General features: G+C 60.4%; 15 protein-coding genes. 9 read left to right on the top strand and 6 right to left on the bottom strand.

Annotated elements, in window-relative coordinates:
* Positions 1 to 12: 12 nt before the first annotated feature.
* From AABA48_RS07425 to AABA48_RS07410, 4 genes are all read right to left on the bottom strand, one after another.
* A complete protein-coding gene (locus AABA48_RS07425; RefSeq protein WP_010942651.1) occupies positions 13 to 732 on the bottom strand; it encodes an ABC transporter ATP-binding protein in 720 nt (239 codons plus the stop codon).
* A gap of 10 nt (positions 733 to 742) precedes the next feature.
* Entirely contained in the window at positions 743 to 1,816 is a 1,074-nt protein-coding gene (locus tag AABA48_RS07420; protein WP_010942650.1) for a branched-chain amino acid ABC transporter permease, read from the bottom strand.
* A gap of 15 nt (positions 1,817 to 1,831) precedes the next feature.
* On the bottom strand, positions 1,832 to 2,698 hold the full coding sequence (locus tag AABA48_RS07415; protein WP_286352341.1) for a branched-chain amino acid ABC transporter permease: 867 nt from the start codon (positions 2,696 to 2,698) through the stop codon (positions 1,832 to 1,834).
* Positions 2,699 to 2,809: 111 nt separating this feature from the next.
* Complete coding sequence (locus AABA48_RS07410) at positions 2,810 to 3,967, bottom strand: ABC transporter substrate-binding protein (RefSeq protein WP_010942648.1); 1,158 nt, start codon at positions 3,965 to 3,967, stop codon at positions 2,810 to 2,812.
* Positions 3,968 to 4,356: 389 nt separating this feature from the next.
* On the opposite strand from AABA48_RS07410, the gene AABA48_RS07405 reads away from it, so the two are divergent.
* The 8 genes from AABA48_RS07405 (at position 4,357) to AABA48_RS07370 (ending at position 13,437) form a co-directional block, all read left to right on the top strand.
* Positions 4,357 to 6,195, top strand: coding sequence for a UbiD family decarboxylase (locus tag AABA48_RS07405; RefSeq protein WP_286352342.1), 1,839 nt, complete (start codon positions 4,357 to 4,359; stop codon positions 6,193 to 6,195).
* Between the two features lie 37 nt (positions 6,196 to 6,232).
* Positions 6,233 to 6,697, top strand: a complete 465-nt coding sequence (locus tag AABA48_RS07400) for a hypothetical protein (RefSeq protein WP_286352343.1) — start codon at positions 6,233 to 6,235, stop codon at positions 6,695 to 6,697.
* Positions 6,698 to 6,885: 188 nt separating this feature from the next.
* Positions 6,886 to 7,989 carry an NAD(P)-binding domain-containing protein gene (locus AABA48_RS07395; protein WP_286352344.1) on the top strand — a complete coding sequence of 368 codons (1,104 nt, stop codon included), beginning with the start codon at positions 6,886 to 6,888 and terminating at the stop codon, positions 7,987 to 7,989.
* Positions 7,989 to 9,809, top strand: a complete 1,821-nt coding sequence (gene mutL / locus AABA48_RS07390; protein ID WP_286352345.1) for a DNA mismatch repair endonuclease MutL — start codon at positions 7,989 to 7,991, stop codon at positions 9,807 to 9,809. Before AABA48_RS07395 ends, mutL begins: the two co-directional genes overlap by 1 nt.
* Positions 9,810 to 9,817: 8 nt before the next feature.
* Positions 9,818 to 10,753: a tRNA (adenosine(37)-N6)-dimethylallyltransferase MiaA gene (miaA, locus tag AABA48_RS07385; protein WP_286352346.1), complete on the top strand. Its 936-nt coding sequence runs from the start codon at positions 9,818 to 9,820 to the stop codon at positions 10,751 to 10,753.
* 12 nt (positions 10,754 to 10,765) lie between these two features.
* Entirely contained in the window at positions 10,766 to 10,990 is a 225-nt protein-coding gene (hfq, locus tag AABA48_RS07380) for an RNA chaperone Hfq (RefSeq protein ID WP_010942642.1), read from the top strand.
* An 81-nt stretch (positions 10,991 to 11,071) separates the two neighbouring features.
* Positions 11,072 to 12,139 carry an AI-2E family transporter gene (locus AABA48_RS07375; RefSeq protein ID WP_286352347.1) on the top strand — a complete coding sequence of 356 codons (1,068 nt, stop codon included), beginning with the start codon at positions 11,072 to 11,074 and terminating at the stop codon, positions 12,137 to 12,139.
* On the top strand, positions 12,136 to 13,437 hold the full coding sequence (locus AABA48_RS07370; protein WP_286352348.1) for a DUF512 domain-containing protein: 1,302 nt from the start codon (positions 12,136 to 12,138) through the stop codon (positions 13,435 to 13,437). The genes AABA48_RS07375 and AABA48_RS07370 overlap by 4 nt, the downstream gene beginning before the upstream one ends.
* A gap of 89 nt (positions 13,438 to 13,526) precedes the next feature.
* Here AABA48_RS07370 and AABA48_RS07365 read toward each other — a convergent pair whose 3' ends face one another.
* On the bottom strand, positions 13,527 to 14,558 hold the full coding sequence (locus AABA48_RS07365) for a cytochrome c3 family protein (protein ID WP_286352349.1): 1,032 nt from the start codon (positions 14,556 to 14,558) through the stop codon (positions 13,527 to 13,529).
* Between the two features lie 169 nt (positions 14,559 to 14,727).
* Here AABA48_RS07365 and AABA48_RS07360 point away from each other — a divergent pair, with 169 nt between their 5' ends.
* The gene (locus AABA48_RS07360) at positions 14,728 to 15,375 is read left to right on the top strand and encodes a DUF4124 domain-containing protein (RefSeq protein WP_286352350.1); all 648 of its coding nucleotides are present in this window, start codon (positions 14,728 to 14,730) and stop codon (positions 15,373 to 15,375) included.
* A 79-nt stretch (positions 15,376 to 15,454) separates the two neighbouring features.
* On the opposite strand, the gene AABA48_RS07355 is transcribed toward AABA48_RS07360, so the two are convergent.
* Positions 15,455 to 16,066 carry a PEP-CTERM sorting domain-containing protein gene (locus tag AABA48_RS07355; RefSeq protein WP_010942637.1) on the bottom strand — a complete coding sequence of 204 codons (612 nt, stop codon included), beginning with the start codon at positions 16,064 to 16,066 and terminating at the stop codon, positions 15,455 to 15,457.
* Positions 16,067 to 16,412: the final 346 nt, after the last annotated feature.

Raw genomic sequence — 16,412 nt, 5'->3', positions numbered from 1 at the left:
GGAACAGTGAAATCAGTGCTCGGAGCCCAGGTAGGCCTCAACCACCGCCTGGTTGTTGACGATTTCCTCCGGCGTTCCTTCGGCCAGTTTCTCCCCTGAGTTGAGGACCACGATGCGCTCGGAGATCCTCATGATCGCCTTCATGTCGTGCTCGATGACCATCTGGGTGATCCCGCCGCGCTCTTTGATGTCGAGGATCAGCTGGATGATCTCTTCGCTTTCGGCCGGATTCAGTCCTCCCATGACCTCGTCGAGGAGCAGCATTTTGGGCTGGGTGGCAAGAACACGCGCTACTTCCAGCTTTTTCCGCTCGCCGATGGGGAGCCCGCCGGCGAGGAAGTTGGACTTGTTATCCAGTCCCACCACCTTGAGCTGCTCGTGGGCAATCTCGCGGGCAACCTTGAGGGAGCCGGTCCGGCAGAGGGCGCCGACCATGACGTTGTCGAGCACCGAGAGCTTGGCCAGGGGACGGACCTTCTGCCAGGTGCGGACCATGCCGAGTTTGCAGACCTTGTCGGGCTCCATGCCGTTGAGTTTCCTGCCGTCGAAGATCACATCCCCCCGCGACGGGGGGTAGTAGCCGGTAATGCAGTTGAACAGGGTGGTCTTGCCGGCGCCGTTGGGGCCGATGAGCCCCATGATCATCCCCTCCTCCATGGAGAAGGAGACGTCCGAGTTGGCGGCGAGACCGCCGAAGAATTTACTGACGTGCTTTATTTCCAGTATCGCCATGGGATTGACCTCACATCGCCTTTTTCTTGGTGAGTTTCTTGACGTAGCCCAGGACGCCGTCGGGCATGAAGAGGATGACCACTACGACCAGGATACCGTAGATCAGGGCGTGGGCGTGGGCCAGGTGGTCCTTGAGGAAGATCCCGACTCCGGACTCCTCGCTGGCCAGGCCGATCTTGAATATTCCTTGGGCGATCAGGTTGCTGCGCAGGGCTTCGGATAGAGGTACCAGCACCAGTGACCCCACCACCGGCCCCCAGATGGTGCCGATGCCGCCGATGATGCAGATAAGAACGATCTGAACCGAGATGTCCAGGGCGAGCACCGTTGGGGGATCGATAAAGCCGATGTAGATGGCGTAAAAGCTGCCGGCCAGCGACGTGAAGACCGCCGAGATGGCCAGGGCGATGTTCTTGTAGATGGAGAGGTTGATCCCGAGAGAATGGGCCGCGTCCTGGTCCTCGCGGATGGCCTGAAAGTAGTAGCCGAGCTTGGAGTGCTGCACCAGATAGGTGACTGCGATGGTCAGGATGGCGATCACCAGGCCGATGTAGTAGAAGGGGACCTTGGAAAGAAAGTCGGTGATTACCGTCCCACCCAGGGTGAAAGGGGGGATGTCCGTGGCCAGGATACCTTCGGCACCGTTGGTCAGGTCCTTCAGATTCATGGCGCAGAGGCGCATAATTTCGGCCACGGCAATGGACGCGAGAACGAAATAGGGTCCCCGGAGCCGGAAGCAGATGCTGCCGATGATGAGGGAAACCACCAGCGCCACTGCGATACCGGCAATCATCCCGTACCAGGGGGGAATCTGCTTGAACTGCATCAGAACCATGGTGGTGTAGGCGCCGGCCCCGAAATAGGCGGCATGGCCCACCGAGTACTGTCCCGTGTAGCCGCCGACGATGTTCCAGCTCTCCCCCATGATGGTGCTGAGGAAGAAGAGGATCATGATGTGAAGGGCGTAGGGGCTCTCCACTGCTTTGGGGAAGAGGAAGAGGCCCGCGAGGATGACCACCCCGAGGATGATCGACACCGGCGAGGCCCCTCGCGTATTGGTTATCAGAGCATTGATCTGTCTCATGTCAGTCGGACCCCGCTACATTTTTGATTTGCCGAGCAGACCCGCCGGCTTGAAGAGAAGCACCAGGAGGAAGAGGACGAACACGACCACGTCCTTCCAGCCGGAGGAGATGTAGACGGCCCCGAGGGACTCCGCCACCCCGATGATGACGCCGCCGATGGTGGCCCCCACGATGCTCCCCATTCCCCCGAGAACCGTGATGACGAATGCCTTGAGGGTGAAGGTGCTCCCGATCTGGGGGAAGATGTAGTAGGTAGGGGAGATGAGCGCACCGGCCGTGCCGGCCAGGGCCGCACCCATGCCGAAGGCCAGGATCGACATCCACTTCACGTTGATCCCCATGAGCTGGGCCGCTTCCCGGTCCTGGGCCGTTGCCCGGATCGCCTGGCCCGTGTCGGTCTTCATCAGGAACCAGTACAGGAGCAGTGTTATCGCCGCGGTGATCAGGAAGGAGATGGCCAGCGGCCATGAAATGGAGATGGTGCCGATATTAAAGCTGCTCGACGAATAAGATGTGGTCAGGATCTTGTAATCGGAGGTATAGATGAACATCATCGTGTTGCTCATAATCAGTCCCAGGCCGATGGTAAGCAGTATCTGGTTCTGGGGCAGGGCACCGAGCACGCGGTTGATGAATGTTTTCTGGAGAATGGCTCCGAAGAGGAACATGAGCGGGATGGTGAAGGCGATGGAGACGAACGGATCGACCCCCGCCAGGGAGAAGAAGTTATAGGTCAGGTACATGCCGATCATCATGATGTCACCGTGGGCAAAGTTGATGACCCGCATGACGCCGAAGATGATGGTGAGCCCTATGCCGATCAGGGCGTAGACGCCGCCGATCAGAATGCCGCTGATGAGCGATTGGAGGAAAATGGTCATGGATAGCTCCGGGTAAAAAATCTGGTTCACGCATCAAGGGTCAAGGGACGGAACGATGGAAACCCTCCATTCCGGCCCTTGACCCTTGACCCGCCTCAGTGGTCCTTCAGACTATTTCCAGCCGGGGAACGGATACACGGCCTTCTTGGTGGCGAACTTGGCCGGGTAGACTGTTTCGTACTTGCCGTTCAGGATTTGCTGAACCAACATCTGGTGGTTGTTCTGGTTGGTGAATCCGGCGTAATCCTCGAACTTGACCTCACCCATGATGCCGTTCCACTTGCCGGCCTTGAGCCCGGCGCGGGTCTTTTCCCGGTCGCCGTTGGCAGCGGCCGCGGTCTGGGCCATGATCATCATGGCTTCGTAGGCGCAGGCGGCGTGGTAGGTGGGCTCTTTGCCGAACTTGGCCTTATAGCGCTTGGCGAAGTCCGCGGCTCCCGGCCAGTTCACGTCATCGGTCCACTGGGTGCAGGAAAGGACGTAGTTGGAAATCTGCTTCTCGTTCGCAAACTGTACGGTGGTGAAGCCGGCGCCGCCGCCCAGGAACGCCTGGGGCTTCAGACCGATTTCACGGGACTGGCGCATGAGAAGGATGGCATCTGCCACATAGGAAACCATGAAGACCAGATCGGGGTTCTTGGCCTTGACCTTGGTCAGGGTCGAGCGATAGTCGGGAGATCCCTTTGAATAGGGCTCATCGGCAACCACCTGGATACCCTTCTTGGCCACGTACTCTTTGGCGGTCTTGACCGTGGAGGTGCCGAAATCGGTGTTCTCATAGATGAATGCGATGGTCTTGGGCTTGCCGAGGCCGGTGGCGGCGTCGATGAGGCTCGCCGCATACTGGTCGGCCGGGGCATTCAAGCGGTAGACCCACTTGAGACCCTGGCGGGTGATTTCTTCCTTGGCGGCAGCGGGCACGAGCAGGGGCACTTTGTAGCGCTCGGCAAGCTTCGACACGGCGTTGGAGCAGGCGGAGGTGTAAGGGCCGACTACGCCGGCAACGCCGTCGCGGGTGGCGAGCTTTTCCATGGCGCTCATGGCAATCTGGGGCTTACCGGTGTCGTCTTCCCAGACGAGGTCGGCGTTGATTCCTTTCTTTTTCAGATCCTCCTGGGCAAGCTTGATGCCATTGGTCAGGTTCTCGCCGATGGGGGCCTCGGGGCCGGTCATGGAGTTGATGACCCCGATCTTTACGTTGGCTGCCATGGCAAGACCGGGAATGGCCAATGCGGCTGCCAGTACGCATGAGACAAGCTTCTTCATCATGTTCTGCCTCCTTGGTGGGTAGTGACTGACAATACTTTATAATAACACTTCAAAAAAACATTTCCAGAACGCCCAGTTCGGGTAAAACTGGGGCAGATCTGCTCTCTGACCGGCTTTCTGTGACGTGAGATATTGTTTTATTTTAAGCAACTACAATGCCATCCCGTTGGCAGTTTGTAACATGCCGAATTGCCGTCGTCGGGCAGATAAATAACAACCTTTTGAGTGTCGAGCGATGGGTTGGTGGCTGAAATTGGCCATCATTCGGTGGCTAAAATTGGCCAGTTGTCACCATCACCGTTGACTTGAACACTGGGCATCGTTAGAGTGCGGATGTAACACCGACTGCCTGTACGGCTGAGCGGTCAATTTGGGAGGATCAGCGGGGCATGGGCTATCGCAATCTGCAGGAATGTGTGAAGGAGCTGGAACGGACCGGCCAATTGATCAGGATCGACGTGGAAACCGATCCGTACCTCGAAATCGGGGCCATCCAGCGCCGCGTCTACCATGCGGAGGGGCCGGCCCTCCTGTTTACGCGGGCGAAGGGATGCCGCTTTCCCATGTTGGGAAACCTGTTCGGCACCATGGACCGCACTACCTTTATCTTCCGAGACACCCTGCGCGTCATTGAACGTCTCGTGGCTCTCAAGATCAATCCCACGGTGCTCCTGAGGGACCCCCTTGGCCATCTCGGCATTCCCCGGGCAGCGCTTCACCTTCTGCCTCGCCAGGTATCGGACGGGCCGATTCTCGCCAATCACGCAACCCTCGACCAACTTCCACCCCTGGTTTCCTGGCCCCGGGACGGCGGTCCCTTTGTGACGCTGCCCCAGGTTTATTCCGAAAGCCCGGCCCGACCCGGCTTCCGCTTCTCCAACCTGGGAATGTACCGCGTTCAACTTTCTGGGAACGAGTATGCGCCGAACCAGGAGGTCGGAATCCACTACCAGATCCATCGGGGCATCGGTGTCCACCATGCCGAGGCGATCGCCCGGGGTGAATCCCTGAAGGTAAGCGTCTTCGTGGGCGGGGCACCCTCAATGGCCGTGGCTGCAGTCATGCCGCTCCCCGAGGGGCTGCCGGAACTTTCCTTTGCCGGACTCCTGGCCGGCCGCCGCATCGACATGATCTGCCGCCCCGACCGCCTTCCCCTTCCGGCCGAGGCGGATTTCGTCATCACCGGCACCATCGATCCGAACCGGACGCTCCCCGAGGGCCCTTTCGGCGATCACCTGGGGTATTACAGTCTCGCCCATCCGTTCCCGGTCCTCACGGTCGAGAGCGTGTACCATCGTGCCGACGCCATCTGGCCCTTCACCACCGTTGGCCGCCCTCCCCAGGAGGACACCACCTTCGGCGCCTTTATCCATGAACTGACAGGCGCCCTGATCCCCGAGGTGCTTCCCGGGGTGAAGGCGGTTCATGCCGTGGACGCGGCCGGGGTCCATCCCCTGCTGCTGGCCGTGGGCTCAGAACGCTACGTTCCCTATGAAGAGGAACGCACCCCCCGGGAGCTTCTCACCATTGCCAGCGCCATCCTGGGCAACGGCCAGCTCTCCCTGGCCAAGTACCTCTTCATCGCCCCCCATGAGGACGAGCCCCCCGACATTCACGACATCGACGGTTTTATCCGCTTTGCCCTGGAACGGGTCGACTGGCGGCGCGACCTTCACTTCCATACCCGCACCACCATCGACACGCTCGACTATTCGGGCACGGGCCTGAACGAGGGGTCAAAGGTCATCGTCGCGGCGGCAGGTCCACCAAGGCGTGAACTGCCCGGCGAGCTGCCCGTCGGGCTGCGCCTTCCCGACGGGTTTAGCGCGCCCCGGGTCTGCTTTCCCGGTGTTCTGGCGGTGCAGGGCCCCGCCTTCCCCGGCTACCGCGACTGCGTTACCCTGGACATGGAGCGCTTCTGCGCGGGCATATCCGTCGACGATCCCCTCAACCGCTTTCCCCTGGTGGTCATCGTGGACGACAGCGATTTTGCCGCCCGGACCCTCAATAATTTCCTCTGGGTCACCTTTACCCGCTCCAATCCCGCAGCGGACATCCACGGCATCGGCGCCTCGGTCCGCTGCAAGCACTGGGGGTGCGACGGCGCACTGGTCATCGATGCCCGCATCAAGCCGCACCATGCGCCGCCCCTGGAGGATGTCCCCGAGATTGAACGGCGTGTCGATGAGCTTGGTGCCCCCGGAGGTCCGTTGCACGGCATCATCTGAGCAGCGTTCGGTGGCTGCCTATGGCGGGAGGTGTTTCATGGCACGATACCTCTGCATGGCGATTTTCTTCCTACTGCTGGCTCCGGGGCGCTCGATGGCCTTCACGGCCCATCAGGTGACGACCGAGGCGCGAATCGCGTTTGAGCAGATTCTCGACCTGTGGCGGGCGGAGGATCTGGAACGGCTGTACGGGCGCCTCGATCATCCGGCGGCATGGGGATGGGACTACTTTGCCGAGCGCATGGTCTACGCTTCCCGGGTCCCGGCCTGCTGTTGGGAAAAGCTCCAGGATGTATCCGTAGCGGCCCGTGATGCCGACCATGTGGTCATCAATGCCACGGTCGGCTTCGAGGTGGAAGGGGTAGGGACCAGGTTCGTCACCCGCGATTTTCACCTGCTGCGGATCGACGGCATCTGGAAGATCCCCATGAAGGACGTCCTCACCCTTTCCGAATATAATTTCCAGCGCATACCCAGGAAAATCTACCGGCAGACACCCTGAGCCGCTGTCCGAACAGCCGGAAGCGCATCCGGGCGGACAAAGGCGGATGCTGGCGGAAGCCGTCCCTTTCCGCCCAATTCAGTCGATTGACGCGGCGGCCAAAACGGGGTATCGTCAAAAGTCCTCGGGGAGTTCCCCCGGGGGTTTTTGCTTTTGGCCGAGGGCGCACCTTGGCCGGTGGAGGTGCAATGGAACAGCAGATGTATGACGTCCTCATCGTGGGGGGCGGTCCGGCAGGGATCGCCTGCGCCTACCTGTGTCACAGAAACGATCTCTCCTATCTCCTCATCGAACAGGGAAAGAGTGTTTTCCAGGGGATCGCCAACACCTACCCCGAAGGGAAGAACGTCTACCCGTCGCGGCCCAAGGAGAGCCCCGAGCCGTTCCTGGTGGAAGAGCTCCGCCCGCCCGACAAGCCGGTGGCCGTGGAAAAGTACATCCAGTACGTGCAGCACTTTGTCCAGCACGAGAACCTGAATATCCGGGCCGAGGTCCAGTTCGAGGATCTAAAGGACGCCCGCGATCACCTCATCGTTCAGACCTCTGTGGGGAATTTCGCCGCCCGGAAGGTGGTCCTGGCCTTCGGCAGCAGCATTCCCCGCGAACTTTCGGTCTACGGCGACGCCAAGATGGTGGCCAAGACCCTGGATGACCCGAAAAAGTACGTGGGGGCCCGGACCCTGGTCATCGGCGGCGGCAACACGGCGGCGGACGTGATCATCTCCATCCTCAGGGCCAAGCGCGAGGCCGGGGACACCCAGTCGGTCTACTGGGCCCATGTGGCGGAAAAATTCGACGTGAACAAGGAGACCGCCCAGCGCCTGGGGGAGGAGATCCTCCTGGGTGGCAACATCAGGCTGCTTCCCGGTGCCATCCCCCGCATCGGCGAGGTTGACCAGGAGGGGGTCGACCGGCTCGTAATCCGGGTGAACGAGTTCACCCAGCCCGACGGCATCGAGATCTACCATGCCATGAGCTTCCCCATGAAGAGCGTCATTGCCTGCATCGGCTCCCAGGGACCGCTTCCCATCTTCGACAAGATCGGGGTCCAGACCATTGCCTGCGCCGAAGGAGTCTGCACCGTGGCCAAAGAGGGGGACCGGCTCATCCTGCTCAACGCCGAGTTCGAGTCGACCCGCAAGGGGGTCTATGTCATCGGCGGCGCGATCTCACCCTCGTTCATGAAGATCAGTGGCGGCAGCATTCAGGAGCAGAAGCACCCCAACCTGATCTACACCGCCATCAACGACGCCTTTCACGTGGTGGAGGCCGTCAAGAGGAAGCTTGCCTGATGTCCCACCGGATCAGGATACTGCCCGAGATACTCACCAACAAGATCGCTGCCGGCGAGGTGGTGGAACGCCCCGCGTCGGTGGTGAAGGAACTGGTGGAGAACGCCCTGGATGCCGGCTGCGGCGAAATCATCGTGGAGATCGAGGGGGGAGGGCGGCGCCTCATCCGGATCACCGACGACGGCTGCGGCATGTCGCGGGAAGACGCCCTCATGGCCCTGGAGCGCCACGCCACCAGCAAGATCGCCACGGACGACGACCTGTTCTCCCTGGCTACGCTCGGTTTCCGCGGGGAAGCACTCCCTTCCATCGCATCGGTCTCCCGCTTGACCCTCGCCACCCGTGAGCGGGGGCGCATCGAAGGAACCGAGATCTATGCCGAAGGAGGGAAGATCCGCGAGGTGAAGGCCTGCGGCATGGCCGAGGGGACCGTGGTCTCGATCCGCAATCTTTTCTTCAATACCCCGGCCCGTCTCAAGTTCATGAAGAGTGTCGAGACCGAGGGAGGCCACGTGGCAGACCTGGTCACCCGTCTGGCCCTCTCCCGACCCGAGGTCCGCTTCACCTGCGTGAGTGACGGCAAGACCCTTTTCCGGGCTCTTGACGGAACCCTGCGGGACCGGGTCGCGGCACTTCTGGGCAAGACTGTGGCCGCGGCCCTCCATCCTGTGGAAATGGCCGCCGAGGGGGTGCGGGTAACCGGCCTCGTGGCCCGGCCCGACGTGAGCCGCTCTGCAGCTTCACATCTCTACACCTTCATCAATGGTCGTTTCATCCGCGACCGCGTCGTGCAGCACGCCGTACTCCAGGCCTATCGCAACTTCCTGGAGCGGGGGCGCTACCCGGTGGTGGTTCTCTTTATCGAGGTGTCTCCCGGCGAAGTAGACGTGAACGTCCATCCTACCAAGCACGAGGTCCGCTTCAGGCAACAGGGGATCGTACATGATGTGATCCAGGGCGCCGTGGAGGAGACGCTCCGGCTCACGCCCTGGATTCGCCGCTCCGACTCACCCGTTGTTGCGCCGCCGGCGGTGTCCGGGCCGCAACAATACGTTCAGGGCACCGGTGCGCGTCAGGTGGAAGAAGTGCGGGAGCTTCTGGAAAACTACCGACCCGCCGTGGCTCCCCATCGGCCGCTTTTCGCGCCGCAACCCGCACCGCAACCGAATCGGGAGCCGCCTTTGCCCGATTCCGGGAGCCGGATGCCGGACGATACGGCCGCGCGTCGTCACCGGGGCTATTTTTCTTCCCTGGCCGTCATCGGCCAGTACAACGCATCCTACATCCTGTGCCAGGACGGCACTGATCTGGTCATCATCGACCAGCATGCGGCCCACGAGCGGGTTGCCTTCGAGCGCCTCAAGACGCAGTTCGCTGCCGGCCGGGTCGAGGGGCAGGGACTTCTTTTCCCCGAGACCGTGGAGCTGTCTCACCGGGAATCGGCGGTGGTGCGGGAACACGGCGGCGAACTGGGCCGGCTCGGTTTCGATCTGGAGGATTTCGGCGGCACCACCTGGATCGTAAAGGGGATTCCGCGCCTGCTGGCAGGCACTGACTACCTGCGTCTGCTGCGCGACACCCTTGAGGAGCTCCAGTCCCTCGGGGCCAGTCGCAGCATCGCCGATGCCGTGGAAGATATTCTGGCCCGCGTCGCCTGCCACAGCGTTGTGCGGGGCGAGCACCCCCTGACCACCGGCGAGATCGAGGCCCTCTTCGCCCAGATGGACGCCACCGACTTTTCCACCAACTGCCCCCATGGCAGGCCCGTCTTCCAGCGGCTCAGCCTGGGGGAGGTGGAGAAGATGTTCAAAAGAGTGTGACGGTCATCATGGGCGATCAGGCCGGGGCAAAGGCACAACTCGTCATCATCCAGGGCCCGACTGCGTCGGGCAAGTCAGAGCTTGCGGTGCGGCTGGCGGAAGCCTGCGGCGGGGAAGTGGTGAATGCCGACTCCATGCAGGTCTACCGGAGGATGGACATCGGCACGGCAAAGCCGTCCCCTGAGCTCGTGGCCCGGGTCCCCCACCATCTCTACGATATCGTCGACCCGGACGTGAACTTCACCGCAGCCGACTATCGCCGGGAGGCGGGACGGGTCATCACCGAGATCCACGGCCGGGGAAGGCACCCCATTCTTGTGGGTGGGACGGGGCTCTACATCAGGACCCTTATTGGCGGGCTCGCCCCATCGCCCGGCGGTGACGATGCGATCCGGGCCGAGTTGGAGGAAGATGCCCGGCGCGAAGGGGTGGCTGTCCTCCACGACCGGCTGGCCCGGGTGGACCCGGCCGCGGCGGCGCGACTCCACCCCAATGATCGGGTCCGGATCGTCAGGGCGCTGGAGGTGTTCCTGATGACCGGGAAGCCGCTTTCTGAGTTCCAGGAGGAGCACCGTTTCGCCGATGAGCCGTATGATTGCCTGAAATTCGGCGTTTCCGTGGAGCGCGATGTCCTTTACCGGCGCATCAACGAGCGGGTGGACCGGATGTTCGCGGAAGGCTTTGTGGAGGAGGTGAGCGGTCTGCTGAAAGCAGACTATTCACCGGACCTCAAGGCCATGGGGGCCATTGGCTACAAGGAGGTCTGCGCGTATCTGGCCGGAACCTGTTCGCTGAACGAGGCGCGGGAGTTCGTGCAACGGAACACCCGCCGCTATGCAAAGAGACAATTGACGTGGTTTCGCAAGGATCCTGCAATAATGTGGGTTGAATATCCGGCCAATTTTGATAGAATCTCTACCATTGCGATGAAATTTTTTGGATGAAGGAGCGGCACCATGGCTAAAGCACCATTCAACATTCAGGACCAGTACCTCAATCAGTCGCGCAAGGAGCGGATCAAGGTCGCCGTGCGGCTCATGTCGGGCGAGAAGCTAGAAGGATACATCAAGTCGTTCGACAACTTTTCCGTGCTCATGGAGATCCAGGGTGACATGCTCATCTACAAGCACGCCATCACCTCCATTACCTCCGTGGACGGTCACTTCAGGCTGCACCAGTAGCACGCTGCCCGCCGGTCCGGGACGTCGCGGATTCCCGTGGTCTCCCGGACCGGCCGTACTCATCTCCCCCTGGTTGATTTCTTGAAAGAAAAACTTCCCTACATCCTGTGCGGGTTCCTGGCCCTGGCGGGTGTTCTCCTCGTCTGGTCCCTCGGCTCGACCTTTCTGCCGGTGCTCCTGGCCCTGATTCTTGCCTACGTGCTTAATCCTCTGGTGACGTGGCTGGAGGCCAGGCGGGTTCCGCGCGTTGTTGCAGTGTTGCTGGTAATGACTCTCATCGTTGTGGTCACGGCCGGCGCCGCCACGTTTTTCGCCGTCTCCATCCAGAAGGAGGTGGCTCGGGTCGAGATAAACCTGCCCGCCTACGCCACCCGGCTCTATGATCTCATCCCCGGCCAGGCCAAGGCCTATCTTGAGATCGAGACCCCCGACAAGCTCTACGCGCGCATCGATGGCCTTGTGGACGAACTGCGCGGTGCCTCGTTCGACCTGGTCAAGGGGGCCCTTGGCGTGGTCCAGCGCGCCTTTTCCTCAACCTTCGGCTTTCTCCTGACTGTGGCAGGTTACTTTATTACTCCGGTCTATCTCTACTACTTCCTGGCCGACCTGCCCCGGCTCAGGGAGGGGCTCATGGCCCTCATCCCCGGTCGCGCCCGCGACCGGGCAGCCATGCTGGGTGCCGAGATCGACGGCGTCCTGTCGGGTTTCGTGCGCGGGCAACTGGCGGTCTGCGCCATCTTGGCGGTGCTCTACAGCATCGGTCTGGTGATGATCGGCATCGACCTCGCCATCGTCATCGGCAGCCTGTCGGGATTACTCTTCATCATTCCCTACGTGGGGACCGTCTTCGGCATCGTGGTTTCCATGACCATGGCGTTCCTCAAATTCCACGACATGCTCCATCCTCTCCTCTGTCTCGGCTGGTTCGCCATTGTCCAGGCCATCGAGGGGGCGCTCATCACACCGGCCGTGGTCGGCAACACCGTGGGACTCCATCCGGTTGTGGCTATCCTCGCCCTCTTCATCGGCGGCCAGTGGTTCGGCATCTTCGGCATGCTCCTGGCGGTCCCCGTGGCTGCAGTCATCAAGGTACTGCTCCGGCATGGCATTGAGTGGTACCGGGCCACGCCGTTCTTCGAGCGACCATGAGCAGGGGGCTCCTGATAGAGAGCGTCATCCCCGGCAGCATTGCCTCGGAGCTGGAGATCGAGCCGGGGGACCGCCTTGTTGCCGTCAACGGCCGCCCCCTGCGCGACATCGTCGACTACAATTTCCATGCGGACGGTGAAGAGCTTCTCCTGGAGATCGTAAAGCCCTCCGACGAGGTGTGGGAGGTGGAGGTCGAACGGGACGACGACGAACCGCTGGGCCTCGTCTTTGCCGCGCTCGAGCCTGCCCGTTGCGGCAATAGGTGTGTGTTCTGTTTCGTACACCAACTGCCGAAGGGACTTCGTCGACCGCTCTATGTAAAGGATGAGGACTACCGGCTTTCCTTTCTCTACGGCAACTACGTCACCCTTTCGAACATCGGCGAGGAAGACCTGCAGCGCATCATCGAGCAGCGTCTCTCCCCCCTCTATATTTCCGTGCACGCCACCGATCCGGCCCTGCGTGAGCGCCTCCTGGGCAGAAAAGGCATCATTCCCATTCTCGACATCATGACCCGGCTCGCTGAGGCCCGCATCACCATGCATACCCAGGTGGTCCTCTGCCCCGGCTGGAATGACGGCGATGCCCTCTGGCGGACCGTTGCCGATCTGGCGGCCTTGTATCCCCTGGTTGCTTCCCTGGCCATCGTGCCGGTGGGCCTCACCCGACACCGGGACCGCCTGCCCCCGCTGGAGCCGGTCAGCGCCGACTATGCCCGCGACTTCATCGACGAATGGCTGCCTGAGGCACGGAGGCTCGCCGATGCCTTTGGCGAACCGTTCCTGTTCCTGGCGGACGAGTTTTTTATCAAGGCCGACGTACCCTTTCCTTCTCTGGACTTTTATGGCGACTTCCCCCAGATCGAGAACGGAGTCGGGATGATTCCACTCTTCATGGATGAAGCGGATCGGGTGCTGCGCCGCGCTCGCCGCATGAAACCCCGTACCCTCACGGTTGTCACCGGCCATTCACCCTATCGCTACCTGGCCGATTTTCTCGCACGGCTCTCCGCCCGAACCGGCATCACTTTTCAGCCGGTGGCGATTCCCAATCGGCTGTTCGGCGAATCGGTCACGGTTACCGGTCTTGTTGCCGGCCGCGATATCCTGTCCGAACTGGCCGGGAGGAATCTGGGCGATGGGGTCCTGATCCCCGATGTGATGCTGAAGGAGGGGGAGGGAGTGTTTCTCGACGACTTGACCATTGGCGCGCTGGAGCAGGGACTCGGCGTACCGGTCGTTGTGGTCCCGTCATCGCCGGAAGGGGTGATGGAGGGGATTAGGGCTATTCGCCCCTGACCCGGAGGGAAAATAGATAGCAGGAATAGAGAAAGGCGGGCGCCTGAGCGGCCCGCCTTTCTTTGTGCAAAAGCCGGAAACCGGCTGCGTTACATGTTGTGGCACTTCACACAGTCATCGGCCACGCTGAAGGCATCCTTGCCGTTATGGCAGACACCGCACGATTTGCCCTTCTCCATGTCGGCCATGGTCGCCGGCGCAGAGCCCTTGCGGTATTTGAAGACCTTGGTGTGGCAGTCGGCGCACTTGAACATGCTCAGGTGAATTTCGTGGTCGAAGTAGGCTTCACCCACGCTGGTCTTGTAAGTGAGTTTGGCCGGCTTCAGACCCGGATGGCACTTGCCGCAGTCGCCGGCGGAAGAGAAGGCGTCCTTGCCGTTGTGGCAGGCGCCGCAGGACTTGCCCTTGTCCATGTCGGCCATGGTGAAGCGCTTGGCGCCGGCCTTATAGGCGAAGAGCTTGGTGTGGCACTCATTGCACTTGTACATGCCCAGGTGGAATTCGTGGCTGAAGGCCGCGTCCGCCACGCCCTTCATTTTGAAGTTCACCGTTTTCGGCGGGGTCATCCCCTTGTGGCACTTGCCGCAGTTGCCGGCCACGGTGAACGCCATCTTGTCGTTGTGACAGGCCCCGCACGATTTGCCCTTCTCCATCTGGGCCATGGTCACATTGCGTCCGCCGGTGATCTCACGGTTCGAGTGGCAGGTTCGGCACTTTCCTTCCAGCATGGGGACGTGGACTTCGTGGCTGAACACCGCTTCTCCGGCACCCTTCATCCGGTAGGCCACGGGGCGTGCTGCGCCACTGTGACAGCGCACGCACTGGGAATCGTCCGCTACGCTGAACGCTTTCATGCCCGTGTGGCAGGCGCCGCAGGACTTGCCCTTTTCCATGTCGAGCATGGTGTAGCGTTTCGGTTTCCGCAGGTCAAAGAGAGCGATGTGACAAATTCGACAGTTGTTGTTATACTTTTTCAGGTGGATATCGTGGCTGAAGATGACCGGTGCGGCGTTTTTGAGCTTGAAAGGAACGTTTTTCGTCTCCTTGGCCATTGCCACAACCGCCACAAGCAGAACCAGCGACACGATACCCGTCACGACCCCGTTGAGACGCATTTTCATGATAAACTCCTAATATGGTGAATTTGTTGAATAAACGCCCTTTAAACGCCGTACTATACATGCCGGGGGAGAGGGCGTCAATGCGAAATGTTGCATGAAGAGCCCCTTTTCCATTGCCTGTTTGCCGCACAGGCGAAACTTCAGTTTGTCAGTTTGTAGAGGAGATGCCGTGATCCGCACATGCACCGGATTTGCCGTAATTGCCGTATTGTCACTGCCTGGCGCTGTTTTGGCGGAAACGTACCAGTGGACCGACGATGCAGGCGTTGTTCATTTTACCGACAATCTCGAGCGGATACCATCCAAGTATCTCAAGCGGGTGAAAGAACTCCCTTCCGTCAGGGGAGAGACGCCTTCATCTCCTTCCATGGAATCGCCTGCCGCTCCGGCAGAGGTAAAACCCGCCCTCAAGCCCCAGTCGCCGATTCTCTATGGTGGCCTGGACGAACGGGGCTGGCGTACGCGCTTCAGTTCCCTGCGGGAAGAACTTAAAGTGATTGAGGAGAGTCTTCCCAAGAAGAGGGAAGAGTTGAACCAACTCCATCGTCGTTGGGTTATCAGCATGGGCAGAGTTCCCAGCCAGGGAGAGCTAAAAGATTTTGCCGAGAAACAAGCCGAGGGTTCCGCCACTGTCGAGGACAACCCCTATGTCAACAAGAGTGCGCTCAGCACGCCGGGGCGCCATCGTGAAGCTTACTACGCTAAGCTTCAGGAGGTACGCCAGGAAGAGGCGCGGGTCGGAGAAATCAAGAAGCAACTCGAAGATCTGGAACTTGAAGCCTCGCGGGTGGGAGTGCCGTTCGAGTGGCGGAGGTGATGTCGGGCAGGTCGGAATGCGGAAATAAAAAGGGGGAGCTCACGGGCTCCCCCTTTGTGCATCCGGTGAAACGAAAGGTTTATGCTCTTTTGCGTCTGATATACAGGCCGACACCAACCAGCCCTGCGCCGAGCAGCATGATGGTTCCCGGCTCGGGGACAGGAGCGGCGACAGTTTCAAAGGTGTAGTCCTGGCCGGGAAGGGGGACTATGGCACCAATGTTGAAACCGAGTCCCTTCACGTTGCTGAGGTCAACGTTGAGTCCTGTGAAGTCAAGCTTGAGGGTGCCTGTGCTGCCATTGTTTATTGTCGACCATGCACTTTGTACAAGGTAGTCGACGCCGTTTGTCTGACCGGTTATGTAGAGGCTGTATGCCCAGGGGTTTTCGTTGAAGTTGCCGATCTGGAGCATGAAGGAGTCATAGGAGGAAAGGTCAAACGCGCCGGTTGTCCCCAGCCGGATCTCTGCCCAGCTGCCGCTGGTTGTCGGGTAAATGTTGCCGATGAACTTCGCCCCGTTTTCCAGTGCCTGTACGTCGAACAGCTTTGTCCCCGCGGTTACCGGGTTTTCGGATATGTAGCCAAAATTCTGAATCAGGGATGAGGTTGGGGAGTACGGTGTTGCGTTGCCGAGCATGGGCAGTGCCACGAGGATGGCCAGCAACAAGAGTGCGGATAGGGTCTTTTTCATGACGTCTCCTTTTGTGATATATTTTACTTCATAATTTGGCTAAACTCGGATAGCTCATTTGAGCATTAGCATTTGTTGTGCCCACAATGAAAAGTAAATAAAAACAATATATTGAAAATGGTGATGTGTTAGTGGATCTTGTTTTTGTAAACAAATCCGACGCACATTTCGGACAAGCTTACATGGGGCTGGCGCGAGAGAATCCGTAACGGCCGGTCTGACCCGGCACGCAGAGCCGCTCGGGTTATAAATGAATTGCCGGCATGTATTTTCGTACGACATGAACACCGAAGTTAAGACGCTACTGTAAACGGGTTGCCGAGACAGGCGTACGTGGTCGGGCGCG

Source organism: Geobacter sp. 60473 (genome assembly GCF_036323535.1).
Taxonomy (GTDB): domain Bacteria; phylum Desulfobacterota; class Desulfuromonadia; order Geobacterales; family Geobacteraceae; genus Geobacter; species Geobacter sulfurreducens.
Note: the sequence above shows the minus strand (reverse complement) of the source record. Positions and strands in the feature narration are given on the sequence as shown.